This is a genomic window from Kribbella sp. NPDC058245 (assembly GCF_042882005.1).
Taxonomy (GTDB): domain Bacteria; phylum Actinomycetota; class Actinomycetes; order Propionibacteriales; family Kribbellaceae; genus Kribbella.
The window spans coordinates 494148-518409 of record NZ_JBHVWY010000005.1; the positions used below are offsets into that span (position 1 = coordinate 494148).

At 68.4% G+C, this 24262-nt stretch carries 24 protein-coding genes; 16 read left to right on the top strand and 8 right to left on the bottom strand.

The annotated features are described in order from the left end of the window. Positions 1–16: 16 nt before the first annotated feature. The 3 genes from ACFVWG_RS14530 to ACFVWG_RS14540 are packed head-to-tail and all read left to right on the top strand — an operon-like array spanning position 17 to position 3041. Entirely contained in the window at positions 17–1543 is a 1527-nt protein-coding gene (locus tag ACFVWG_RS14530) for an acyl-CoA carboxylase subunit beta (RefSeq protein ID WP_391543723.1), read from the top strand. Between the two features lie 10 nt (positions 1544–1553). Next, complete coding sequence (locus ACFVWG_RS14535; protein ID WP_391543724.1) at positions 1554–2309, top strand: HpcH/HpaI aldolase/citrate lyase family protein; 756 nt, start codon at positions 1554–1556, stop codon at positions 2307–2309. Between the two features lie 48 nt (positions 2310–2357). Further along, a complete protein-coding gene (locus ACFVWG_RS14540; RefSeq protein ID WP_391543725.1) occupies positions 2358–3041 on the top strand; it encodes a maleylpyruvate isomerase N-terminal domain-containing protein in 684 nt (227 codons plus the stop codon). On the opposite strand, the gene ACFVWG_RS14545 is transcribed toward ACFVWG_RS14540, so the two are convergent. Then, positions 3030–4109 (bottom strand): CobW family GTP-binding protein, encoded by a 1080-nt coding sequence (locus ACFVWG_RS14545; RefSeq protein ID WP_391543726.1) that lies wholly within the window; start codon positions 4107–4109, stop codon positions 3030–3032. The two genes, ACFVWG_RS14540 and ACFVWG_RS14545, sit on opposite strands and share 12 nt — an antisense overlap. A 170-nt stretch (positions 4110–4279) precedes the next feature. On the opposite strand from ACFVWG_RS14545, the gene ACFVWG_RS14550 reads away from it, so the two are divergent. The 7 genes from ACFVWG_RS14550 to ACFVWG_RS14580 all read left to right on the top strand — a co-directional run bounded on the left by ACFVWG_RS14550 (position 4280) and on the right by ACFVWG_RS14580 (position 11656). Further along, the gene (locus ACFVWG_RS14550) at positions 4280–5188 is read left to right on the top strand and encodes an XRE family transcriptional regulator (protein ID WP_391543727.1); all 909 of its coding nucleotides are present in this window, start codon (positions 4280–4282) and stop codon (positions 5186–5188) included. An 81-nt stretch (positions 5189–5269) separates the two neighbouring features. Continuing rightward, positions 5270–6682 carry a proprotein convertase P-domain-containing protein gene (locus ACFVWG_RS14555; RefSeq protein WP_391543728.1) on the top strand — a complete coding sequence of 471 codons (1413 nt, stop codon included), beginning with the start codon at positions 5270–5272 and terminating at the stop codon, positions 6680–6682. A gap of 685 nt (positions 6683–7367) precedes the next feature. Beyond that, positions 7368–8132, top strand: coding sequence for a DUF4129 domain-containing protein (locus tag ACFVWG_RS14560; protein WP_391543729.1), 765 nt, complete (start codon positions 7368–7370; stop codon positions 8130–8132). Continuing rightward, positions 8129–8716: a hypothetical protein gene (locus tag ACFVWG_RS14565; protein ID WP_391543730.1), complete on the top strand. Its 588-nt coding sequence runs from the start codon at positions 8129–8131 to the stop codon at positions 8714–8716. Before ACFVWG_RS14560 ends, ACFVWG_RS14565 begins: the two co-directional genes overlap by 4 nt. A gap of 6 nt (positions 8717–8722) precedes the next feature. Further along, entirely contained in the window at positions 8723–9739 is a 1017-nt protein-coding gene (locus ACFVWG_RS14570) for an AAA family ATPase (protein ID WP_391543731.1), read from the top strand. A gap of 28 nt (positions 9740–9767) precedes the next feature. After that, positions 9768–11111 (top strand): DUF58 domain-containing protein, encoded by a 1344-nt coding sequence (locus ACFVWG_RS14575; RefSeq protein WP_391543732.1) that lies wholly within the window; start codon positions 9768–9770, stop codon positions 11109–11111. After that, positions 11108–11656 (top strand): hypothetical protein, encoded by a 549-nt coding sequence (locus ACFVWG_RS14580; RefSeq protein ID WP_391543733.1) that lies wholly within the window; start codon positions 11108–11110, stop codon positions 11654–11656. The genes ACFVWG_RS14575 and ACFVWG_RS14580 overlap by 4 nt, the downstream gene beginning before the upstream one ends. A gap of 15 nt (positions 11657–11671) precedes the next feature. On the opposite strand, the gene ACFVWG_RS14585 is transcribed toward ACFVWG_RS14580, so the two are convergent. Both ACFVWG_RS14585 and ACFVWG_RS14590 read right to left on the bottom strand, forming a co-directional pair. Beyond that, positions 11672–12220, bottom strand: a complete 549-nt coding sequence (locus ACFVWG_RS14585; RefSeq protein ID WP_391543734.1) for a TetR/AcrR family transcriptional regulator — start codon at positions 12218–12220, stop codon at positions 11672–11674. A 65-nt stretch (positions 12221–12285) separates the two neighbouring features. Next, a complete protein-coding gene (locus tag ACFVWG_RS14590) occupies positions 12286–13887 on the bottom strand; it encodes a hypothetical protein (RefSeq protein WP_391543735.1) in 1602 nt (533 codons plus the stop codon). A 264-nt stretch (positions 13888–14151) separates the two neighbouring features. On the opposite strand from ACFVWG_RS14590, the gene ACFVWG_RS14595 reads away from it, so the two are divergent. From ACFVWG_RS14595 to ACFVWG_RS14610, 4 genes are read left to right on the top strand one after another with little or no spacing between them, the layout of a single operon-like run. Further along, complete coding sequence (locus ACFVWG_RS14595) at positions 14152–15576, top strand: DHA2 family efflux MFS transporter permease subunit (protein ID WP_391543736.1); 1425 nt, start codon at positions 14152–14154, stop codon at positions 15574–15576. Between the two features lie 16 nt (positions 15577–15592). Continuing rightward, entirely contained in the window at positions 15593–15970 is a 378-nt protein-coding gene (locus tag ACFVWG_RS14600; RefSeq protein ID WP_391543737.1) for an MmcQ/YjbR family DNA-binding protein, read from the top strand. Between the two features lie 10 nt (positions 15971–15980). Continuing rightward, entirely contained in the window at positions 15981–17666 is a 1686-nt protein-coding gene (locus ACFVWG_RS14605) for a DUF885 domain-containing protein (RefSeq protein WP_391543738.1), read from the top strand. After that, positions 17663–18853: a Maf family nucleotide pyrophosphatase gene (locus tag ACFVWG_RS14610; protein ID WP_391543739.1), complete on the top strand. Its 1191-nt coding sequence runs from the start codon at positions 17663–17665 to the stop codon at positions 18851–18853. Before ACFVWG_RS14605 ends, ACFVWG_RS14610 begins: the two co-directional genes overlap by 4 nt. On the opposite strand, the gene ACFVWG_RS14615 is transcribed toward ACFVWG_RS14610, so the two are convergent. Then, positions 18846–19202, bottom strand: a complete 357-nt coding sequence (locus ACFVWG_RS14615) for a hypothetical protein (protein WP_391543740.1) — start codon at positions 19200–19202, stop codon at positions 18846–18848. The genes ACFVWG_RS14610 and ACFVWG_RS14615 overlap by 8 nt on opposite strands. Positions 19203–19228: 26 nt before the next feature. On the opposite strand from ACFVWG_RS14615, the gene ACFVWG_RS14620 reads away from it, so the two are divergent. Next, positions 19229–19789, top strand: coding sequence for an alpha/beta hydrolase (locus ACFVWG_RS14620; protein WP_391543741.1), 561 nt, complete (start codon positions 19229–19231; stop codon positions 19787–19789). Here the strand turns inward: ACFVWG_RS14620 and ACFVWG_RS14625 are convergent. The 4 genes from ACFVWG_RS14625 to ACFVWG_RS14640 all read right to left on the bottom strand — a co-directional run bounded on the left by ACFVWG_RS14625 (position 19786) and on the right by ACFVWG_RS14640 (position 23377). Beyond that, positions 19786–20772 (bottom strand): TolB family protein, encoded by a 987-nt coding sequence (locus ACFVWG_RS14625; RefSeq protein WP_391543742.1) that lies wholly within the window; start codon positions 20770–20772, stop codon positions 19786–19788. The genes ACFVWG_RS14620 and ACFVWG_RS14625 overlap by 4 nt on opposite strands. A 107-nt stretch (positions 20773–20879) precedes the next feature. Further along, positions 20880–21077, bottom strand: coding sequence for an acyl-CoA carboxylase subunit epsilon (locus tag ACFVWG_RS14630; protein WP_391543743.1), 198 nt, complete (start codon positions 21075–21077; stop codon positions 20880–20882). Between the two features lie 13 nt (positions 21078–21090). Next, positions 21091–22668 carry an acyl-CoA carboxylase subunit beta gene (locus ACFVWG_RS14635; RefSeq protein ID WP_391543744.1) on the bottom strand — a complete coding sequence of 526 codons (1578 nt, stop codon included), beginning with the start codon at positions 22666–22668 and terminating at the stop codon, positions 21091–21093. Between the two features lie 238 nt (positions 22669–22906). Beyond that, on the bottom strand, positions 22907–23377 hold the full coding sequence (locus ACFVWG_RS14640) for an SCP2 sterol-binding domain-containing protein (RefSeq protein WP_391543745.1): 471 nt from the start codon (positions 23375–23377) through the stop codon (positions 22907–22909). A gap of 71 nt (positions 23378–23448) precedes the next feature. Between ACFVWG_RS14640 and ACFVWG_RS14645 the strand changes: the two genes are divergently transcribed. After that, a complete protein-coding gene (locus ACFVWG_RS14645; protein WP_391543746.1) occupies positions 23449–24075 on the top strand; it encodes a TetR/AcrR family transcriptional regulator in 627 nt (208 codons plus the stop codon). Positions 24076–24262: the final 187 nt, after the last annotated feature.

A 24262-nucleotide genomic window follows, 5' to 3' on the forward strand; every position in this document is an offset into this window, starting at 1 on the left:
AGGTAGAAAGGCAGTCATGAGGGATCACTGGACAGAGTTCAAGGTTGCCCGCGAAGCCACGCTGGCGCCGCCCGAGAAGGCCAAGGCCAAGCTCGACTCCCAGAACAAGCTCTACGTGCGCGATCGGATCGCGCTGCTCGTCGACGAGGGCAGCTTCGTCGAGGAGGCGCAGCTGGCGAACGCGCTGAACGCGGGTCTTCCCGCCGACGGCGTGGTGACCGGCCGTGCGCTGGTCGACGGGCGGCCGGCGTTGATCGTGGCGAACGACCCGACCGTCAAGGCGGGGTCGTGGGGTGCGCGGACGGTCGAGAAGATCGTCCGGATCACCGAGGTCGCGCTGCGCGACGAGCTGCCGATCTTCTGGCTGATCGACTCCGCGGGCGCCCGGATCACCGACCAGGTGCAGCTGTTCCCGGGCCGTCGCGGGGCTGGGCGGATCTTCCACAACCAGGTCGCGCTGTCCGGCAAGGTGCCGCAGATCTGCTGCCTGTTCGGCCCGTCCGCGGCCGGTGGTGCGTACATCCCGGCGTTCTGCGACCTGGTGATCATGGTCGACGGCAACGCCTCGATGTACCTGGGCTCACCGCGGATGGCCGAGATGGTCGTCGGCGAGAAGGTGACGCTGGAGGAGATGGGCGGCGCCCGGATGCACACCAGCGTCTCCGGTTGCGGCGATCTGCTCGCGAGTGACGACACCGAGGCGATTGAGCTGGCCAAGCAGTACTTCTCCTACCTGCCCGGTTCGTGGCGGGCCAGGCCGCCGTCGTACGACGCCTCTCCGGCGGGCCGTGATTTCACCCGCGACCTGGTGCCGGCGGAGGAGAGTGTCGGGTTCGACATCCATGACGTGATCGATGCGATCGCGGATGCGGACACGTTCTTCGAGATCAAGCCGACGTACGCGCCGGAGCTGGTCGTCGGGTTCGGGCTGCTGGCCGGTCAGACGGTCGGCTTCGTGGCGAACCAGCCGGCCGTGAAGGGCGGCGTACTGTTCGTCGACTCGGCCGACAAGGCTGCCCGATTCATCTGGTTGTGCGACGCGTTCAACATCCCGCTGATCTACCTGTGCGACGTACCGGGCTTCATGATCGGCAGTGAGGTCGAGCGCGCCGGCATCATCCGGCACGGCGCGAAGATGATCACCGCGGTGTCGGAGGCGACCGTCCCGACGGTCTCGGTGATCGTGCGCAAGGCGTACGGCGCGGGTCTGTACGCGATGTGCGGTCCCGGGTTCTCGCCGGACGCGTGTATCGCGCTGCCGACCGCGAAGATCGCGGTGATGGGCCCGGAGGCGGCGATCAACGCCGTGTACTACAACAAGATCCAGGAGATCGCCGACGAGACCGAGCGCGTCGAGTACGTCTCAAAGCTCCGCGAGGAGTACGAGACCGACATCGACATCCTGCGCCTGGCCGCCGACCTGGTGATCGACGCGATCGTCGAGCCCGAGGATCTCCGCAACGACCTGATCGCCCGCCTCGCCGCCGCCCAGTCCAAGGACCGCCATTTCTCGACCAAGCGTCACGGCGTACCGCCCGTCTAGGCTGTACGGCGTGACCTTCGCAGAGCGTCTTCGCAATCGTGAGCAGCTGGTCGGGTACTGGGTGACGCTGGATGCGCCACCCGCTACCGAGCGGATCGCTCGCCTGGATTACGACTACTTAGTGCTGGACGCTCAGCACGGTCTGTTCGGGTACCAGGGCATGATGAACGGGCTGCTCGCGATCGATGCCGGTCGCGGGGCGGCCGGCCTGGTCCGGGTGGAGGCGAACGACCCGACGCCGATCGGGCGGGCTCTCGACGCTGGGGCGATCGGTGTGATCATTCCGCTGATCGACACGGCCGAGGACGTGGCCCGCGCGGTCCGGTCGGTGAAGTACCCGCCGCTCGGCCGCCGGTCCTTCGGGCCGATGCGAGCCGAGCTACGGGTGCATCCGGTGCCGGCTGAGAACAACAAGCTCACTGTGGTCATCGCGATGATCGAGACGGCACAGGCCCTGGAGAACGTCGCCGAGATCTGTGCGACCCCCGGACTGGACGGCCTGTACGTCGGTCCGTCCGACCTGGCGCTGTCCCTCGGTGCTCGCTACCCGGGCGACCCGGAGACAGCCGATGCGCTGGAGGAGGCGATCGCACTGATCGTCAAGACCGCCACAGCGGCCGGTCTGGCGGTTGGCATGCACACGCCCGACGGTGAGAACGCCAGGCGACGGCTGGAGCAGGGCTTCACGTTCGCCACGGTCTCCTCCGACGTCACCCACCTGGAGGCCGTAGCGGCCGAGCACCTGCGGGTTGCCAGGAACACATAGCGGCTGCCTGGGGTTAACGTCGGAAGAAGCGACACCGAGGAGACCCCGATGAGAGCACCCGAGCGAGGCGCCTTGCCGCAGGGACTGGCAGGCACGCTCGAGCGGGCCTACGGGCGGATCACCGAGACCGTGCAGGGTCTCAGCACCGCAGACTTCGCTCGCGAGACCAGATGCCCCGGTATGCCGGTCGGCCCACTGCTGGTGCACCTCCTGTACGACGCTCAGCGCGCTCTGATCGCTTTCGCCAGTCCAGCTGTGGTCGACCCGAACCGGGACTACGTCAGCTACTGGGGTGACTTCCCGCCGGGATCCCCCAGTGACACCAGCTTCGTTCAGGGCGTCGCGGCGGCGTACCGGAAGCCCGGTGTGCTCGTGCAGCACTGGCGGGAGGTGTCAGAGGCCGCCGTACGGGCTGCTGCGGTTGCTGAGGGACGCATCGAGACACAAGGGCATGTGTTGGCGGTGAAGGACTTCGTGGCGACGCTGGTGCTGGAGGCGACGGTTCACCACCTCGACCTGACGCTCAACCTCCCTGACGCACCGGAGCCCGATCCTGAGGCGCTACGCGTGACTGCGCGCACGCTGGACGGGCTGTTCGGCCCAGACGCGTGGGACGTGATCGAGTGGGACACCACGACGTACGTGCTCAAAGGCACCGGCCGGGTGCCACTCGACGACGCAGACCTCGAGATGCTCGGCTCGCACGCCGAGCGCTTGCCGCTACTGGGGTAGTACTCCAGCGAACGGGTCCTCAAGCTCCTTCCAGTCCAGACTGGCCAGCTCGGACTCCGTCAGCAGGCAGGCGTCCAGAATCGACTGCAGCTTCGCAGGGTCGAGTCCCATGCCAGTAGCAACCACAGTGCACTCAGCCAGGTGCTCGGTGTCCGACCACTCGCCCAGAGTGCCGAGCGAAGCGCTGTAGCCGGCAGACTCCCATCGCACGCGCTGCGTCGGCCGGTTCGCCAACCACACCACGCCTCTGCTCCGTACGACGTTGTCGACGATGTCCTCGAGTGCCTCGTTCAACCGGGCCGGGTGCAGCGGTCGCGTGGACCGCCAGAGCACAGTCGTTACCCCGTCACCGCTCGGCTGCACCTGGTCGGACGCTGCCAGGTCACCGGCCCACGCCTCGGCGGCTGCGAAGTTGAACAGCCCGGTCCGGGCAACCGGCCCATCCGGTACGCCGGCCGGATCCGCCGCGACCACTGTGGTCCGTGGATTCAGGTGCAGCAGCAGGTTGTGCAGCCGCTCCGGAGCCTTGCTGCGGTGCGCATTCGCCAGCACGCAGACATCGGCGTACTCGATCTGACGTGCGGTCAGCTCAGCCACGTTGCGCCGGTCCGGCAGTCCGAGCGCCAGGCCGCGTTCGTCGAGCAGTTCGTCCCCAGAGAGCTGCTCCACCAGCAGTACGGCGTCGACCACGCAGGTGACCGTGTCGACAGTGATCTCCGGCATCAGCGCCACCAGGGTGGACGCCAGCGGGCGCGCCTCCATCGCCGGCGGGGCGGAGAGCACGACGTGGTCCCAGTGCTTGCGCGCGACCAGTGTCTCCAGCAGTGGCATCAGGGACTCGATCAGCTGGCAGGCGCCGCAGTCGTCGCCGACGGTGAACTCACCGGCGTCGATCGGACCACCTGCGTCCAGCACTCGCCAGGTCAGCACACCGCGACCGGCGAGCTCGTCCTGGTCGACCACCACGGCCACCGTGGTCGCGTCCAGCATCGCGTCGAGAACGGGCTGCCGGAGCGTCATGGACAGCCCGGCCAGCAGGGACAACGGAGTCTTCGGTTGGGCGGTCATGGCGACGAGTATATGAAAACGGTTTTCATCAGTCCAGAGCTGGGGTGGGTGAACTTTCCCGTCAGCACGGGAAATTTCCCGCTCTGCCGGGAAATCGCCCCGCTGAGGGTGTTAACAGTTAAGGCTCCATGCTCTGGTCACCGCAGCTGCTCATGCCTAAGGTCGCGAGCATGGGTGAGCGCGAGTTTGCCGACGTGCTGCGCGCGGCCATCCAGGCGCGCGGTCTCGGCCTGGAGCGGATCCGTGAGCGGCTGCTGGTGCAGGGTGTGTCGGTCAGCATGGCCACCCTGAGCTACTGGCAGTCCGGTCGATCGCGTCCGGAGCGCCGGGACTCACTGGCGGCAGTCGCGCTGTTGGAAGAGGTGCTAGCTCTTCCCGCCGGCACTCTGTCTACCTCGCTCGGCCCACCGCGTCCGCGTGGTCGGTGGCTCAGCACAGTGCCTGATCGGCCGGACATAGCGGCGTACTGGCCTCGGCCTAGTGCGGTTGAAGCAGCTGTGAGTGAGGTGGACATCCACTGGGACGAACGGCTCACGCGGATCAGTCAGCACGACAGGGTGTTCATCGGGGCTGAGGGTGGCGAGCGTTCGTACCACTCGCGCCAGGTGCTGCGTGCGGAGGCGGACGGGCCGGACCGGTGGGTCGTGATCATGCATCTGGACGAGCACGATCGGCCGCTGCCGGACATCTGGCCGCTGCGGCACTGCTCGCTCGGCCGGACGGTACGACGTCCTGAGGACGGACTGCTCGTTGCAGAGCTGCTCTTCGATCACCCGCTCCGTAAGGGCGAGACAGTGATCACTGAGCACGAACTGGTGAACGTCGCGCCCTATCCGCCGTCCACGAACTACGAGCGCAAGTTCCGGTTGCCCGTGCGTGAGTTCGTCCTGGAGGTCTGTTTCGACCCGGACGTGCTGCCGACGACCTGTACGGCGTTCTCGCAGCTCGACGACGGTGAGGAGCAATCGCGTGTAGTCGACGTCGCACCTGAGGTCCATGACGTCGTACTGAACTTTGGGCCGGGCCGGCACGGGTTCAGATGGACCTGGGGGAGTGAACTGTTAATCCCGGAGTCTTAACTGTGAAAGGCGTTCTGCCGATTTTCACTTGCTCGTCACGCTCCTAGGTTCGGTGCACCGTCCCAACCTGAGGAGTGCACCATGCGAAGGACAGTCCCCGCGATCCTGCTGCTGAGTGGCAGCCTGATCGCCCTCCCGGCGCCGTCGAACGCCGTAGCGCCCGAACCACATCAGGTCTCGGCCCAGCTCCCGGCCAGTGCCGGACAGGCAGGTCGCTGGATCGAGAACGGTCGCCTGGTGGTCGCTGTGACCTCGGACGCCGCCGCTGCGCAGGCCCGTGCTGCCGGTGCAACCCCGAAGTACGTCGGCCGCACCCAGCAGCAGCTGGAGGGGTTGCTGTCGTCGGTCGACAAGATCGCACGCGGTCAGAACAACCTGCGGAGCTGGGGAATCGATCCGGTGACGAACCAGGTCGTGGTCAAGGCAGTGGGCGGCAGTGATGCGTTCCGCGGCCTGGACGGCGTACGGGTCGAGTCGGTGGCGACGAGGGCCCATCAGCAGTCGGGTGAGGTGAACCCGGGCGACCCGTGGTGGCCGGGCAGCGAGACGTACTGCTCCGTGGCCTTCCCGGCAACAGATGCCCAGGGCAACAAGCATTTCCTGACCGCGGGACACTGCACGAACGACGCGAACCAGGCGGCGTACGGCGCGATCAGCCAGGCCAACCGGCTCGGTACTTCGAACGTCGGTGGTACCCGGAGCGTGAACGCGCGGGAGGGTGACATGGGCGTCGTCGCGGTCACGGAGGCAGGCTGGACGATCTCGCCGAACGTCAACACCTACGGCTCACCTGCGGTCACGGTCACGGGCGCTGTCGAGGCCATCGTCGGTGACTCGGTCTGTCACTCGGGTAACACGGCTCCGAACTGGGAGTGCGGCAAGGTCACCGCGGTCAACCAGAGCATCGACTACGGCAACGTGGTGATCGACGGCCTGACCACGACGGACGCCTGTTCGGAGGGCGGTGACTCCGGTGGTGCGTGGTTGCGCGGTGACAAGGCCGTCGGCCTGCACTCCGGTGGCAACTCCTCCTGTGTCGCGAACGACCCGGGCAACTCGATCTTCCAGCCGGTCTCCGAGGCCCTGGCCAAGTGGAACCTGACTCTGCTCACCGGTACGCCGGGGGACCCGGATCCTGACCCGGAGCCGGGCGAGCGCACCTTCACCAACGGCACCGACTACCCGATCCGCGACTTCCAGACCGTGGTCAGCACGGTGAAGGCGACCACGACCGGACGCACCAAGAGCCCGGTCAAGGTGAAGGTCGAGGGCAACCACACCTGCCTCGAGGACCTCAACATCAGCCTCGTCTCCCCGAGCGGCCGCTGGTACTACCTGCAGCGCAGCGGCGGCTTCACCTGCCACCCGCTGCCCGCCAGCAAGACGTACGACGTCGCAGCCGACGAGACCGCCGCCGGCACCTGGACCCTCCGCATCGGCGACAACGGCCCCGGCGACACCGGGACCCTCACCAACTGGTCCATCACCGTCTAACCCCGCTACCGGCCCCGCCTCCCACCGCGCCACATCTCATGGGTTCACCCATCAGGTTGTGGGTTCTGTACTCGCATGCGGGTGCCGAACCCACCAGCCGGTGGGTGAACCCATCAGATGGGGTTGGCGTCAACCGGCCTGCCGCCGAGCTGACGTCCGAAGGACCCGCAGGCCTGGTACGGCGTGTCTTCGGACGTAAGCGGCGCCGGTTCCAGGGGAGGGTTCGGGTTGGCGCCAGCTCGAACTCGAGACCGGCGGGGCGGCCTGACCTCGAGCGGATCCTGTCCGAGCGTCCAGCCAGTGTGGGGAGGATATGGGACCGATTCGGGGGGCAAATCCTCCCCAAACCGGTTTGGGGAGCCACAGCACGACAGCCACCACCGAAACCGGCCACTCCGCAAACCCGACCCGACCGCGCTCACCACACCCAACGTCCGAACATCCGGAGGCCACGCCCGCAGTTCTTTCGGACGTTAACGCGGGGCGGGCTGCTTGACACCGCCGCCGACCCACTAACTAACCGGCCTTGGGGTGAACCCATCAGATGGGGTTGATCGGGTGGCCGGTTGCTGTCAGGGGGTTGACGGAACTGGTTCGGCACTTCTTGCGCATTTCTTGCGCATTCTTCTGGCACAAAGGGGAAATCGACCCGTGGTCAGCACTTTTCATCGGCTAGCCTGCCCGCATGTTGACGCATCGCCGCGGGAGCTGGGCGCTGGTCGTCGTGCTGATCCTCGGGATCGCCGGCGCCGGGTTCGTCGTGCTGGCCTCGGCCGGTGGGTCGGTGCGGCCGGTCAGCGACAGCACGTTGTCGCCGAAGCCGATGTCGCCGCGGACCCAAAGCGCGACGGCATCGTCGCAGCCGACGTTCGCGCAACGCTCGGAGCCGCCGGCGAAGACCCGGCAGACGCCGGCCTGGGTCGCGGGACTCTTCCAGAGCCTGTTCTGGATCGCGCTGGCGGCGGTGGTGGTGTTCCTCGGGTTGCTGATCTACCGGATCATCCGGCGGGTCCAGTTGCCGACCGTGACGGAGAACGACCCGGACTGGGAGCGCATCGCGGCGGAGAAGCTCGCGGAGGCGGTCGACGCCGGGCTGGCCGCGATCGACTCCGGTCGCGCGACCGACGCGGTGATCGCGTGCTGGGTGGCGTTGGAGCAGGCGGCCGCGTCAGCGGGCGTCGCGCGAGAGGCGTCCGAGACACCGGCTGAGTTCACCGTGCGAGTGCTCGGCCTCGGCGGGATCTCCGAGCCACATCTGATCCGGCTGGGTGAGCTCTACCGCGAGGCGCGGTACTCGACGCACGGATCCAGTGAGGACTCCCGGTCCGAGGCGCGGTCGGCCTTGCTCCGGTTGCGGGATGACCTGGCCGCGGCTCAGGTCGGTGAGCGGGTCGGGGTTGCAGCCTCGGCTCCGACCACCCCTCCGCCGGATGAGGGGGTGGGCGCATGACGTCGTACCGGTGGACGCCGTTGGAGGACGACCGGCCGCCTGCTGAGAAGCCGAAGGTTCGGTCGTTGCTGCCGAGCAAGGTGCTGCTGCAGCACGTCGGTGCCACGGTCGTGCTGAGTTTGCTGCTGGTCGGGGCGTTCGGTGCGGCCGGGATGGCGCCGCGGCCGCTGTGGTTCGTGGCGACGGCGCTGGCCATCGGCTTCGGGTCGGTGGCGCTGCGTCAGCTCGTTCCGCAGTTGCTCGAGACGAACTGGCCGGCCCGGCAGGACGCGGAGCTCGCGACATCACGGGCCCAGAGCAACGACAACCGCACCCAGTTCATCGCGACCTGGCTGCAGGAGTCGAGTCGCGAGCGGCGGGCCGGTGAAGGCTCACACACGTTCGACCGGCGGATCCGGCCGTTGCTGCTGGAGCTGACCAACGACCGGCTCGTGCACCGGCACGGGATCGACCCCGACCTCGACCCGGAGCGCGCCCGGGCCCTGGCCGGCGACCAGCTGTGGAACCTGGTCACCTCCGACGACCAGCGCGTCGCGTCCCTCGGCGAGATCGAGGCCGCGATCCAGACCATCGAGAACTTGTGAGGAACCGTGACCGACTCCGATACCCGAACCGCCGACGTCCTGACCCCGAGTGCGGGCCTCGGGCTGGCGGAGGTCTCCGACCTGAGCCGGCGGGTGCTGGAGCGGGTCGGCCAGGCCGTCGTCGGTAAGGGCGAGGCGCTCGAGCTGGTCCTCGCGGGAATCCTGGCCGGCGGGCACGTGCTGCTCGAGGACTACCCGGGACTGGCGAAGACGCTCGCGGCGCGGTCGTTCGCCCAGGCGCTCGGACTGGAGTTCCGGCGGGTGCAGTTCACGCCGGACCTGCTGCCGTCCGACGTGACCGGTGCGTTCGTCTACGACCAGAAGAACTCGGAGTTCGTCTTCCGGCCGGGGCCGATCTTCACCGGGCTGCTGCTGGCCGACGAGATCAACCGGACGCCGCCGAAGACGCAGGCCGCGCTGCTGGAGTCGATGCAGGAGCACCAGGTGACGGTCGAGGGTCAGACCTTCCCGCTGCCGGTCCCGTTCCACGTGCTCGCCACCGCGAACCCGGTGGAGTACGAGGGCACCTATCCGTTGCCCGAGGCACAGCTCGACCGCTTCATGCTGCGGATCGGGTTCGGCTACCCGACCGCGGCCGAGGAGTGGGAGGTGCTGCGCCGCCGGATGAGCCGCCGGAGCGAGGACCAGAAGGTCGAGGCGGTCACCGATGCGGCCGGTCTGCTCGCGGCTCAGCAAGCGGTCGAGACCGTGACGGTCGACGACACGGTCGGGCAGTACTGCGTTGATCTCGCCTCGGCGACTCGGCGGGATTCGCAGGTGCTGGTCGGTGCGTCGCCGCGTGGTTCGCTGGCGCTGCTGCTGACCGCTCGGGCGTACGCGGTGATCAAAGGACGCGACTACGTCGTACCGGAGGATGTGAAGGCGGTCGCGGTGCCTGCGCTGGCGCACCGGATCACGGTTCGGCCGGAGTTGTGGCTGCATGACGTGACCGGAGCGACGGTGGTCAGATCCGTGCTCGGTGCCGTGCCGACACCGCCCACCGTTGCCGGCACTGGTCGTTGAGACGCGCCATGTCCGCGGGAGCCAGGCCATGCGGGGCCAGATTATGAGGTGGCAGCCGACGCATGCGCATGTCCGGGTGCTCGTGGTCGCGGCGGCGATGCTCGTCATCGCCGTGCTGGCGCGCCGGCCGGACGCTGCCGTGCTTGGGCTGCCGTTGGCCTTCGTGGCGGTGTGGGGCCGGTTCTTCCGGCCACGCGCGGAGCCCGAGGTGCATACCGAGCTCGATGCGGATGTGCTATTCGAGGGCCAGGCGACGACGTACCGGATGCACGTGCCGTCGACGGTGGATCCGGAGATCGACCTGATCGTCGCGGCGCTGCCGCGGTCGAAGTGGTTCGACTACGCACCGCGCCAGGCTGCCGTTGCGGAGCCGGTGCGACCACAGGCGAGCGAGGGAGACGACGTACCGGACGCGGTGGAGCTGGAGGTCGGGGTTCGGTCCAAGCGCTGGGGGTTGCGGGCGTTGGAGCGGCCGACCGTGGTGGCTACGTCCGTGCTGGGGTCGTATCGCATACAGGTGACATCTGCGAAAGCGTTGGCGGTGACGACGTTGCCGTTGCGAGAAGGTTTCGAGGCGGTGGACGCGATGCCGCGGCCGGCTGGGCTGGTCGGGTTGCATCGTTCACGGCGTCCGGGTGAGGGGACCGAGCTGGCGGGAGTGCGGCCGTTCCGGACCGGTGACCGCCTGCGGCGGATCAACTGGTCGGTCTCCGCGCGGACCCGCGAGCTGCATGTCACCTCGACCTGGTCGGATCGCGATACCGAGGTGGTGATCCTGCTCGATACCGGCGGCGAGATCGGGATCAGTGAAGGGATCGACGGCCGGTCGAGCAGTCTCGACACCGGAGTTCGCGCCGCCGCGTCGATCGCCGAGCACTACCTGCGGCACGGCGACCGGGTTCGGCTGGTCGACACCGGCAACCTGGTGCGCGGGGTTCGCTCCGGCAGCGGGCGCGGGCATCTGCGACGCATCCTCGACGCGCTCGTGCACGCTGACCGCCGAGGACGTCAGCCCGACCAGGACCAGCTGGCCCAGCGGAACCGGATCAAGTCCGACAGCCTCGTCCTGGTGCTGAGCCCGCTACTCCGCCAGGTAGTTCTCGGCTATGTGGTCACCCTCGTGCACTCCGGCTGCACAGTTATTGCCGTCGACACGCTGCCACCCGACATCGATTCCCTGATCGACCTCGACGAACACGACCACCGGGCGTGGCCCCTGGCTTGGCGTCTCCGCCTCCTCGAACGCCGTCGCGAACTGGACCGTCTCGGCGACCTCGGCGTTCCCACCGTCCCCTGGCGAGGCTCCGGCACTCTCGACGAAGTCCTCCGCGACGCAGCCCGCCTGGCCTCAGCCCCCAGGATGCGCTCATGACCGCCGCGGAACGATTGACCTTGTGGCTGGCCCAGTTGCGAGACACCGGCCGCGGGGTGCTGGTCGCTCGGGCCGTCATCGCGCTGGCCGGCGCGGTAGCGATCGTCGTACCGACCGTGGCCCCCTGGGATCAGCTCGACCTCGTGCTGATCCTGGCCATTCCGTTGCTCATAGCAACTGTCGTGGTACCCGACTCGCTGGCGGGCGTGATGTTTCTGCTGACGGTGACCGTCGGCTGGGTGATTCGGGCACCGGCCGAGATCAGCTGGGGCCTGGTGGTGACCGCGATCGCGCTGGTGGTCGTGCACCTGGCCACTGCCTTCGCCGCGCAACTCCCGTCGTACGTGCGAATCGAGCGACGAGCCCTGCGCCGCTGGGTTCTGCCGGGCGGGATCGCGGTGCTCCTCGCACCGGTCATCGCGCTGGCCGCGGCCTTGGTGCAAGGCGCCGACGTACCGGGCTCCCTGCTTGTGACGGTTGGCGCCCTCGTGCTGGCCACGATCACCGTCTGGTTCGCCGCCGGCCAACGGCTCGGCCGCGAATGAATCGCGGAGTGCCTGTTAGTCGGTGTTGACGGTGAAGGTGGCTTTGAGTTCGTCGGCCCAGGCGGCAGGACGGGCATCAGGGCCCATGACCTGCATGGCGGTCAGGACGGTGAGGAGCATGCCGGTGCTGAGGAACTCGCGGGCCTCGACGGCGGTCGCGCCAGTGAGTTCGCGGATCAGCCGATAGATGCTGCCGAAGCCTTCGCGGGTGCACTCGCCGATGGCGGGGTTGGCGCTGGCGGAGAAGCCTTGGAGGAGGACGAGCAGGAGTTCACGCTCCTCGGACATCTGCTCGTAGCCGCGAGCGAGGTGGGCCAGGTCGGGGGCCTCGGCGGCCGCCTCGCGGAAGACCTGCTCGACCCGGGCGCAGACGTACCGGACCGAAGCCAGGAAGAGCTCTTGCTTGGTGCCGAACAACCGGATGACGTAGGGCTGGGAGACGCCGGCGAGGCGGGCGATCTCGTCGGTCTTGGTGCCTTCGTAGCCGGAGGCGCCGAAGGCCTGGACAGCGGCCTGCAGCACCTCCTCGCCGCGTTCGGCGGCGGTCAGCCGTACCTTCGTCATCCGGTCCTCCGTCAACTGGCTCGGTCACCCCAACGACTATGTTATCAGTCGATGCATACAAACCCTCAGTGGTGCCGATCCAGGTACTGCGCCTGGTAGAGCGATGAGGGCACGAGACCCGACCGGTTCGGCCCCTCGATGTAGCCCGCGGGCTGGGTGAACGGCCCGTCCCCAGTGATCACGCCGTGGCAGCCGATCGCGTAGTTCTGGGCGGTCGGCGGCTTCTGTACGACGAGTTTGGCCGTCCCGGTGTCGCAGTTCCAGCCGACCGAGTGTGAAGTCGCCCAGCCGTGGCCGGTGCCGTAGTCACCACGGTTGTAGATGCCCAGCGTGAGATCGACCATCGGGTCGATGTCGCGGTAGTTGTCCCACAGGAGGCCCTGACTCCACCGGCGGTGACCCTCACTCGAGGCGAGCGCGCCTTCCGACGTACCGCGGAGGAAGACGATGCCCGAGGCGCTGCTGGCGCCGTTCGAGATGAAGGCGTGCCGCGCCTTGCTGGCATAGCAGTCCACGAACAGCACTTGCTGTGAGAACGACTCGCAGTTGAAGTTGTAGCGCAGCCCGCCGGTGATGACCGAGGCCGGATCCAGCGCGCGGCAGTTCCGGACGGTGACCCGGGTGGCCTCGGTAGTCTCGATGCCGGCCTTCGCGAAGTGCAGGAAGGTGCTGTCCCGCACCCACGCGTCCTCGACCTGGCGAACCTTCACGCCGACCCAGGCGTGCGCCTCGTCGACATCGGGGTCACCCGCGAACTGGATGTCGATCCGCAGACTCTCGACACCGACGCCGGTCACCAGGCCGGCGCGGTCCCAGACGTACAGATAGGACTGCGATCGCGCGCGCCGCAGGTGCTCGAAGATCGGTACGTCGACGGACACGGTGTTGCCGCGGATCGACCGGATGAAGCGGTTGTACGTGATCGGCTGACTGTCGACGGTCCAGCCCTCGTCGGTCGCCGTACCGCCGTGGTCGACCGAGGTCAGCCAGGCTTCGGTGCACGGGTGGATCAGGATGATGTTGTCGCCACGCTTCAGCGCACTCGCGTCGGCGACCTCGAACGACCGCGACCCGACCTGGACCCAGTCGCTGGTGATGTCGGTCCGCGTGCTGGCGACCTCGCCGCGCCAGCCGGTACTGACAGACCCACCCAGTACGACGACATCGCGCGCGACCGGGGTGTTGCCGGTCGCCAGGATCACGGTGTTCCGGGTCGGGTCGGCCCCGTCGCCGGATCCGCGCAGTACGACGCCGGACTTGTTCACCCGCAGCGTGCCGGCGACCGGATAGTTGCCGGGAGCAAGCAGTAGCGCGCCGCGGACGCCGTTCCGGTCCGGGGTGCGCAGGCCGACCTCGTCGATCGCGGCCTGCAGGTGCGCGGTGTTGTCGCCCTCGATCGGGGCGACCCTCTGCACGGTGCGCACGTGCGGGATCGGGCTGTCGCCGTTCTTGTAGCCCGCGTGGCTGAAGTCGGGGATCCGGTTCCCCTCGGCGTCGGCCGTGTAGACCAGCCGGTACTTCGCGTCGTACCGGACCCGCTCGGACTGCCAGAGCCGGCCGGTGGGTGTCGCGGCGGCCTGGCTCAAGCCGAGGGAGCCGAGGGCGGCCGCGCCGAGGGCGGCTCCACTGGCTCCGAGCACGCTGCGGCGGCTGAAGAGGTTCGTCATCGAGTACCTGTCTCTTGGGCGGAAGGACTGCCTGATGGCGGAACAGGAGGCCATCATGCGGGGCTCCCCACGCCTTGGCAAGCGCTTACCAACACCCCTAAGGCAAATTCCCGCCAGGCGGAACTGACCCCTCTCGCAACGTCCGAAAACACGCCGACCACGCACTGCGGATCTTCGGACGCTGGGATGGGTTGACAAGTTATCAGTCGATGCATACTTTGGTGACCGAGCTTGTTATCAGTGAATTACAACTAGGAGTGAACGATGACGTCGACCGCTCTCGATGAGCAGGTACCGGCCGCTGGAGCGCCGGCCCGGAGCCGTGGGCTGGGCGCGGTCCTGGCCGCAGTCGGAATCCCGACCTTCATGGTCACGCTGGACAACCTGGTCGTGACGAACGCGCTGCCGGTGATCAAGACCGAGCTGAACGCATCCCTGACCGACCTGCAGTGGTTCATCAATGCCTACACACTGTCCTTCGCCGCGCTCTTGCTGACCGCGTCCGCGCTCGGCGACCGCCTCGGCCGTCGCCGGTTGTTCCTGGCCGGGATCGCGCTGTTCACACTGGCATCGGCAGCCTGTGCGCTGGTGACCGAGCCGTGGATGCTGATCACCGCCCGCGCGATCCAGGGTGTGGGTGGGGCCGCGGTCATGCCGTTGGCACTGACCCTGCTGGCCGGTGCGGTGCCCGAGCGGCAGCGCAGCGCGGCCATCGGTATCTGGGGCGGAATCTCCGGGCTCGGTGTGGCGGTCGGTCCGGTCGTCGGTGGAGCTGTCGTCGACGGCCTCAACTGGCAGTGGATCTTCTGGCTGAACGTGCCGATCGGCGTCGTCGCCGTCGTACTGGCTGCCCGGGTTCTGAAGGAGTCGCACGGGATCAAGCAGCGGCTCGACCTGCTCGGGCTGGCGCTGTCGAGCGTCGGCGTACTGGCGATCGTCTGGGGTGTGGTGAACGGCGCCGACGACGGCTGGACGTCGGCCGGGGTGCTCGGGTCCCTGATCGCCGGTGTGGTCCTGCTGGCCGCGTTCGTCGGCTGGGAACGGCGCACGCCCACGCCGATGCTGCCGCTGCGGCTTTACAAGATCCGCGCGTTCAGCGTGGTGAACGTGGTCTGGTTCACCTTCTCGCTCGGTGTGTTCGGATCGGTCTTCCTGCTGGCGCAGTTCTTCCAGGTCGTGCAGGGCTACAGCCCGCTCGAGTCCGGCCTCCGCACGATGCCGTGGACGATGGCGCCGATGGTGGTCGCACCGATCGCCGGACTGATCGTCGACCGGGTCGGCGCGCGGGTGCTGGTCGCAACCGGTCAAGTGCTGCTGGTGGTCGGGCTGAGCTGGATGGCGCTCGTCACCACGGCCGGCGTCACGTTCGGCGAGCTCGTCATCCCGTTCGTCCTGGGTGGAGTCGGGATGGGGCTCACCTTCGCCCCGCTGGCGAGCGTGATGATGGCCGAGATGACCGATGCGGACCGCGGGGTTGCCTCCGGCGCGAACAGCACGATCCGCGAAATCGGCGTGGCGATGGGCATCGCCGTACTGGTCTCTGTCTTCGCTTCGGCCGGCGACTACAACACGCCCGACCGGTACGTCGACGGCCTGGTTCCCGCGGTCTGGACGGGAGCGGCCGTGGTCGCGGTCGGCGCGGTCGTCAGCCTGCTGCTCCCCGGTCGCCGCAAAGCTGTCGGCGCCTGACTCTAAGGTGGGCGGCGTGCTGGACGCTGACGACGTACGACGGATCGCGCTGTCTCTCCCGGAGACCCGGGAGAAGCAGCGGTGGGGGCATCCGACGTTCGACGTGGCCGGGCGGATGTTCGTGACGGTGCCGGACGACCAGACGTCGTTCGCGGTGCGGTGTCCGCGGCTGGAGCGGGACGAGCTGATCCTGGCCGAGCCGGACAAGTTCTGGGTACCACGGCACGAGGCGGGTTCGAACTGGGTTCGGGCCCGCCTCGCCGTGCTCGAGGACGACGCCGAGCTGCGCGACATCCTGCTGGATTCCTGGCGCCAGGTGGCCCCGCCCGAACTTCACGACCGAGTGAATCGACTGGGCGAAAATCGGCAGGATCGGGGCCGCGCCCCGAGGTAAGGTCGGGCGTGTGACTGATGCGACGGACAGCCCGATCGACAAGCTCTCCGAGAGCTACCTCGAGGAACTCATCGCCCTGAATCCGATCGAGGCGACGTACTTCGGTATCGAGGGCCACGACCACGAATTGCCGGACTACACCCCGGCCGGTTTCGACGCCGTCCTCGCGCTGACCCGGCGGACGCTGGCCCAGGCCACCGCGATCGAGCCGGCCAGCCCGCGCGAGGAGGTCGCCAAGGACGCGTTCGTCGAGCGGCTCGGCCTCGAGCAGGAGACGTACGAGGCGGGTGTCCCGCAGCACCAGCTGAACGCGATCTCGTCGGTCCCGGCGAACATCCGGCAGGTCTTCGACCTGATGCCGACCGCGAGCAACGACGACTGGGAGCGGATCGCGATCCGGCTCAACCTCGTCGGTACGGCGCTCGACGGGTACCGCGAGACCCTGCTCGACCAGGCTGGTCAGGGCCGGGTCTCGGCGCGCCGCCAGGTGCTCGACATCGCCGGCAAGATCAAGACCTGGACCGACCCGTCCGGCGACGACTTCTTCGGCGGGCTCGCGAACCAGGCCCCGGAGAGCCCGGTCAAGAACAGCGTGATCGCGGCCGCGGAGGCGGCCCGGAAGGCGTACGCGGAGTTCGGCTCCTGGCTGAGCACCGAGGTGGCGCCCAAGGCATCGGAGCGGGACGCGTGCGGCCGTGAGGTCTACCAGCTCGCCTCGCGGAACTTCCTCGGCGCCACCGTCGACCTCGACGAGACCTATGCCTGGGGCTGGGCCGAGCTGGCCCGCATCGAGGGCGAGATGGCGAAGATCGCCGCCGAGCTGAACGGTGGCGACCGCAACATCCAGGCGACGGCCGCACTGCTCGACGCCGACCCGGCCCGCAAGATCCACGGCAAGGAAGCCTTCCGCGACTGGATGCAGCAGATGTCCGACACCGCGGTGACGGAGCTGGCCGGCAAGCACTTCGACATCCCGGAGTCGATCCGGACCCTGGAGTGCATGATCGCGCCGACCTCGGACGGGGCGATCTACTACACCCAGCCGAGTGAGGACCTGACCACCCGCCCGGGCCGGATGTGGTGGGCCGTGCCGGAGGGCGTCGAGGACTTCGCCACCTGGCGTGAGGTCACCACCGTCTACCACGAGGGCGTTCCCGGGCATCACCTTCAGGTCGCGCAGACGATCCTGCGCACCGACCTGCTGAACCGCTGGCAGCGGATCGCCTGCTGGGTCTCGGGTCACGGCGAAGGCTGGGCCCTGTACGCCGAGCGCCTGATGGAGGAGCTCGGTTACCTGGACGACCCGGGTGCCCGTTTCGGCATGCTGGACGCGCAGGGCTTCCGGGCCGCGCGCGTGATCGTCGACATCGGCATGCACCTCGAGCTGGAGGTCCCGCGCGACAACCCGTTCGGCTGGCGGCCGGGCGAGCGCTGGAACGCCGAGATGGGGCTCGAGTTCCTGACCGCGCACAGCGGTCTGGAGAGCGAGTTCCTGAAGGCCGAGCTGAACCGGTACCTCGGGTGGCCGGGCCAGGCGCCGTCGTACAAGGTGGGCGAGCGGTTCTGGCTGCAGGCGCGCGAGGAGGCCAAGCAGCGCAAGGGATCCGCGTTCGACCTGCGTCAGTTCCACTCCGACGCGCTCAACCTCGGGTCGATCGGTCTCGACCCGCTGCGCCGGGCGCTGGCCAAGCTGTGAGGTTCGTACTCGCATCGCAGTCGCCGGCGCGGCTGCAGACGTTGCGGAGCGCCGGCGTCGAGCCGGAGGTGATCGTCTCCGGCGTCGACGAGGACAACGTGACCGCCGAGAGCCCGGGCGAGCTCGCCCGGCTGCTCGCGGTCTTGAAGGCGCGGGCCGTCGTGGCTGAGCTCGACGACCACGCGACCGTGCTCGGTTGCGACTCGGTGCTGGAGATCGACGGCGTCGCCTACGGCAAACCCGGTACGCCGGAGGTCGCGCGCGAGCGACTGCGGTCCATGCGCGGGCAGACCGGCGTACTGCACACGGGGCACTGCCTGTTCGACACCGAGTCGAAGACGGAGCAGCGTGAGCTGGCCTCGACGAAGGTCTTCTTCGCCGACCTGACCGACGAGGAGATCGACGCGTACGTCGCCACCGGCGAACCGCTCGTGGTCGCCGGCTCGTTCACCGTCGACGGCTTCGGCGGGCCCTTCGTGACGGGCATCGAGGGCGACTATCACAACGTGGTCGGCCTCTCATTGCCCTTGCTGCGCACCATGCTCGCCAAGGTGGGCATCGCGTGGCCGGCGCTCTGGGCACCGCCCAAGAATCGCCTTGAATACAACGAGTCTGAGGCGGCTCGGTACGATGACACCCGCGGCGGGACGCAAAGAGCCCAAGCCGCGGCGCAGGCGGTTCAAGAGCTGCTGCCGGAGGGATCGAGTCGCGTGCTCGAGCTGGCCGTCGGTACCGGCAGCGTCGGCGCCGAGTTGGTTGCTCTAGGCAACCTCGTCCACGGGTTCGACCTCTCCACGGCGATGCTGCAGCACGCGAAGGTCCGGCTGCCCGGTCACATCGCGGCCGCCGACGCAACCCGGCTCCCCGTAGCAGACCGCCGTACCGATGCTGTCATCGCGATCTGGCTGCTGCACCTGCTCTACGACAGCGCCCCGATCTTCGCCGAGGTCGCCCGCGTCCTCCGCCCCGGCGGCGTCTTCCTCACCACCACCGAGAAGAACGACGCCACCCGGTACGCCGAGGGCCGCGAACCGAATTCGTCGCGCGCCCAGGACTCACTCACCCGCCTGGTCGCCGAGGCCGCCGTACACGGTCTGGTCCTGGACGGAGCAACCACCTTCCCCGGCCCTGTGCGGACGGCCGGCGCGGCGCCGATCTATCCGTTGGTGCGCTTCCGGCTCACTTGATCCCGGCTTTGGCGTCCAGCAGTTGGAGCAGGTCGTGCGCGGCCAACTCCACCTGCTTGTGGCGCCATTCCGAGGCTCGGTAGACGCACGCGATCAGGCCGGAGCGGTGGATGCGGCGCAGATCGCCGTACACGAAGGCGTAGCGCGCCTTGGTCTCGTCGTTCGCTCCATCGGTGAGACCGAGGTGCCAAGCGGAGTAGTCGGCCCAGGAATGCTTGTCCAGAAAGGCGTTCTGGGCATCCGCATGCGGCTGCACCGAGCCCCAGTCGCTGTCCAGCACATACTGCCGCGAGTCGATCAGCTTCCGCGCAAACTCGACCGCACTGTCATTGACCTCGTATTTGGCCATACGAGCGATTGTGCCAGTGTGGGCGGATGAGTTCACGTGAGGCGATCATCGTGCCCGGCGGCCAGTTCGGGCCCTTCGCACCCCTGCTGATGTTTTGTGCCGACGCCGCCGAGCGACGCGACGCCACCGTGACGCCCGTGTCGTGGAACGATCGCGATCATCTGCTCACCCTCCGGCCCGAGGAGTTCGGGCCGTGGGTGCTGGATCAGGTCGAGCGCGCGGTGCCTTCGGTTCGCTCGGCCGAGCCGTCGAACACGCTGCTGATTGGTAAGTCCCTCGGAACCCATGCAGCCACCCTCACCGCCGAACTAGGGCTCCCTGCGATCTGGCTGACGCCAGTGCTGACCAGCGACTGGGTAGTCAGCGCCCTGCGTCGGTCGACCGCGCCGTTCCTGCTGGTGGGCGGCACGGCCGACTCGCTGTGGAACTCGGCTCTTGCGCGAGAGCTCACGCCGTACGTGTTGGAGGTCGACGACGCTGACCACGGCATGTATGTGCCGGGCCCGCTGGCCGCCTCGACCGCCGTACTCGGTCAGGTGGCGACTGCCGCCGAAGAGTTTCTGGACGCCGTGCTCTGGCGTACCTAGCGGTGGCCCGTCCAGTTGGCGAAGTCCTCGGGTTCGGGCGTCTTCGTCACCTGCGCCAGGTGGCCGCCGTGAAGGTCGGCGGTGTAGATGTCTTCCTGCCCGGACTGCCGGAGGAAGAGGCTGAAGACGACGCGACCACCGCTGGGCGACCAGCCGGGGGTGAAGGCGAAGGCGTCTCCTTCGACTTGGAGATGGATCCGGGTGAGGTGGGTCCCGTCCGGCTTGGCGAGGAGCAGTTCGCCCTGTTCACCGGCGAACACGAGGGTTTGTCCGTTCGGCGACCAGTGCGCCAGGCCGTTGTCGTGTGAGTTGGGCAGACCGTAGTCGGTGATCTGGCGCAGGCCAGTGCCATCGCTGTTGGCGACGAACAAGGCGCCGCTCTGGCCAATGTCCGGTGTCGGTTCCGGGCCTGGTTTCGCTCGCATGAAGACGAACCGGCTGCCGTCCGGGGAGAAGTCGCCGGGGATGTCCCCGCCTCCGAAGTCGCCGCTGGGCGGGTAGGGGTTGGTGGTCAGCCGCCGGACCTCGCCGCCGTCCGACGCACGGATCGTGTAGATGCCGTTCAGGGCCGGGTCGCCGCCGGCTGCACGGCCGACCTGGCACAGGAGCTTGCCCCGTCGTGACCAGGCGGTGCAGCGGACGTCGGCGTCCTGCGGCAGTGCTGGAACCTTGAGAAGTCTGAACCCGGAGCCGTCGGGGCGGACCGTCGCGGGCCGTGGCGGCCCGTCGGGCGGGAAGGCGAAGACCAGGATCCGGGACCCGTCGGGCGACCAGATCGGATTGTCGGAGGGCAGCGGTAGTGCAAGGCCACGCTCGTGCCTGCCGCTCGGGTCGGCGATCACGATGTGCGGTTCACCGCTCGCGGGATCGTAGCGACTGAACACGATCTGACCGCTGGAAGGCGGACCGCCTGCCCAGGCTGAGGCCCCGATCGGCACCAGCGCCACCAACGTCACCACTGGCAGCGAAACCAGCGCACGCATCCGCCCCATGACAATCCCCCTCGATGAACCTCAGGCCAGTCCCCAAAGTCCTCCGCCTCGCACCTGCCGTCAACCTCTGGGCGATGACGCCGACGGCTACCGCAGAATCACGGGTGCGCGGAGGCGCGCCACTGGCCGGGGCCGGGGTGGAAGGGCTGGCGCGCGTTCCGCCAGTACGTCGCCCAGTTGCTGGCGCGGCCCGTCTCGGCGGGCGGCTCGGAGGTGGTGGGGCGGGCGGCCAGGACAGTGACGAGGGCGGCGAGTTCTTCGGGGGTCGGGTCGCCCTTGAGGATCTGCAGGTTCATCGAGGGTCTCCGATCAGAGCGGGATGTTGCCGTGCTTCTTGGGCGGGAGGGTGTCGCGCTTGGTGCGGAGCAGCCGGAGGCCGCGGACGATCTCGGCGCGGGTCTCGCTGGGCTTGACGACCGCGTCCACGTACCCGCGCTCGGCGGCGACGTACGGGTTCGCGAGCTGGTCCTCGTACTCGGTGATGAGCTCCTGACGGCGGGCCTCGGGGTCCTCGGCGCCGGCGAGTTCGCGACGGTAGAGGAGGCCGACGGCGCCCTGTGCACCCATGACGGCGATCTGGGCGGTCGGCCAGGCGAGGTTGAGGTCGGCGCCGAGGTGCTTGGAACCCATCACGTCGTACGCGCCGCCGTAGGCCTTGCGGGTGATGACGGTGATCATCGGGACGGTCGCCTCGGCGTACGCGTAGAGCAGTTTGGCGCCGCGGCGGATGATGCCGTTCCACTCCTGGTCGGTGCCGGGCAGGAAGCCGGGTACGTCGACGAAGGTCAGGATCGGCAGGTTGAACGCGTCGCAGGTACGGACGAAGCGGGCGGCCTTCTCGGAGGCGTCGATGTCGAGGGTGCCGGCGAACTGCATCGGCTGGTTCGCGACGACGCCGACCGGGCGGCCCTCGACGCGGCCGAAGCCGACGATGATGTTCGGCGCGAAGAGCGTCTGCACCTCGAGGAAGTCGCCGTCGTCGACGACCGTCTCGATCACGGTGTGCATGTCGTAGGGCTGGTTCGGCGAGTCCGGGATCAGCGTGTTCAGCGCGAGATCGGTCTCGTCCGGCTCCAGATCGGCCGGGGCGTCGTACGTCGGCGGGTCCTCGAGGTTGTTCTGCGGGAGGTGCGCGACGAGGCTCTTGACCCACTCGATCGCGTCCTCCTCGTCACTGCCGAGGTAGTGCGCGTTGCCGGACTTGGTGTTGTGCGTCCGGGCGCCGCCGAGCTCCTCCTGGGTGACGTCCTCGCCGGTGACGGTCTTGATCACGTCCGGGCCGGTGATGAACATGTACGACGACTCGTCGACCATGACCGTGAAGTCGGTGACGGCGGGGGAGTACACCGCGCCGCCCGCGCACGGGCCCATGATCAGGGAGATCTGCGGGATCACGCCGGAGGCGCGGACGTTGCGGCGGAAGATCTCGCCGTACAGGCCGAGGCTGACGACGCCCTCCTGGATCCGGGCGCCGCCGGAGTCATTGATGCCGATCAGCGGGCAGCCGATCTTCATCGCCAGATCCATCACCTTGACGATCTTCTCGCCGAAGACCTCACCGAGGCTGCCGCCGAAGACGGTGAAGTCCTGGGCGAACACGCAGACCTGACGGCCGTCGATGGTCCCGTATCCGGTCACCACGCCATCGCCGTACGGGCGGTTGGCCTCCAGCCCGAAGCTGGTCGAGCGGTGCCGCGCGAACTCGTCGAGCTCGGCGAAGGAGCCCTCGTCGAGCAGCAGCGCGATCCGCTCCCGGGCCGTCTTCTTGCCGCGCGCGTGCTGCTTCTCCACCGCGCGCTCCGACCCCGCATGCACCGCGTCGTCGAGCCGCTGCTCGAGGTCCGCGATCTTGCCGGCGGTGGTGTGGATGTTCACCGTCTCTCCCATGAGCGGCAGCCTACGCGCCAGTACGCCCCCCTGCCTGTGACATCGGCCGCAACGAGCCCCTCCCACTCGCTAACGTCCGAACATCCGGAGACGGGCCCTCCGATCTTTCGGACGTTAGCGGCCAGCCGCACACAACGTCCGAAGGTCCGGAGGGCGGGCGTGCGGTTTTTCGGACGTTAGCGGCCAGCCGCACACAACGTCCGAAGGTCCGGAGGGCGGGCGTGCGGTTTTTCGGACGTTAGAGGGGGCCTACGGCGAAGATTTTGGTGAGGCGGGCGGCCAGAGCGAGGTCGCCGCGGACTGAGAGGCGCTGTTTCAGTACGGCGTTGACGGGGTCCTCGTTGCCGGTGACCACGCGGAGGAGCGTGGCGGGGTCGGTGCGGATGGAGATGTCGGGCTCGGCGGCGTTGTCGATGACTTCGCAGCGGCCGTCACTGACGCGGATCCAGAAGGCGTCGACGTCCTCGACCCCGCCCGCCCCCGTGATGTGCCAGGCGACGACGGCGTCGAACCCGGCCGCGCGGGCAGGCCGGAGGTACTCCGGCATCCGCCGAAAGATCTCGCGCAACGCGACCTCTCGTACTCCCCCGATGAGTCGATGCCGAAGCTCCCGCTCCGATGTCCGGTCGACCAGCCGGGCCAGCTCGCTCGCGTCCATACCCGCGAGCCCGTCGGCTTCCAGCCAACCGGCACCACCTCGATCGGTCACCCGATCACCACCCCCGCGTGGCAGTTCCTACCGGACCGTAGGAATCTCGCGTGATCTGATAGCTTTGTCAAGTGGTCGAGCCCTCCGACAAACGCCGGCGGGCGGCGCATCTCGGGCCGGAGCGGCGACGGCCGATGTTGCTGGACGCGGCCCTCGAGGTCTTCTCCGCCAACGGGTTCGCCGGGACGACGATGCAGTCGGTGGCGGACGCGGCCGGCGTCACCAAACCGGTCGTCTACGACTCCTTCGCCAACCGCGACGAGTTGCTGCTCGCGCTGCTGGCCCGCGAGGAGCAGCACCTGGTCATCTCGATCGTCGCGGCGCTCCCGGCCGACCCGACCGTCGGCACGCCTGAGGAGCATGTCCTTGACGGCCTGACCGCCTTCCTCACCACCGCCGCCGAGAACCCGCAGTCCTGGCGGATCGTCTTCGGAGCCCAGTACGGCGCCGCTCCCGTGGTCGCCGACCGGGTCCGGGCCGCCCGTGCCTTCCTGGTCGAGGGTCTCCGCCTGACCCTGCTGAAATCCCTGCCGGGTGTCACCGACCCGGATGCCAACCTCGCCGTACTGGCCGAGTTGCTCGCGAGCATGACCGAGTCGTCCGCCCGCATGCTTGTTGTCGACGGCACCGACCGCACCCCCGCTGAGCTGGCGAAGGTGGTCTCCCAGGTCGTCGGCGGCGGTTTCGGCAACGTGTGAGGGGGTCTGGAAGCTCCACGCCTACTGCGCGGCACCCGGCACGGCACCTCGCCGCACTGGTGCAAAGGCCACGATGGAAAAACATCGAGGCCTCCGCCCCAGCACACCGAGCTACCGCACCGGGCACCTGCTCGCTACGGCGCGGAACTCCCAGACCCCCTCTAGGTGACCTACTGTTAAGTAGCGT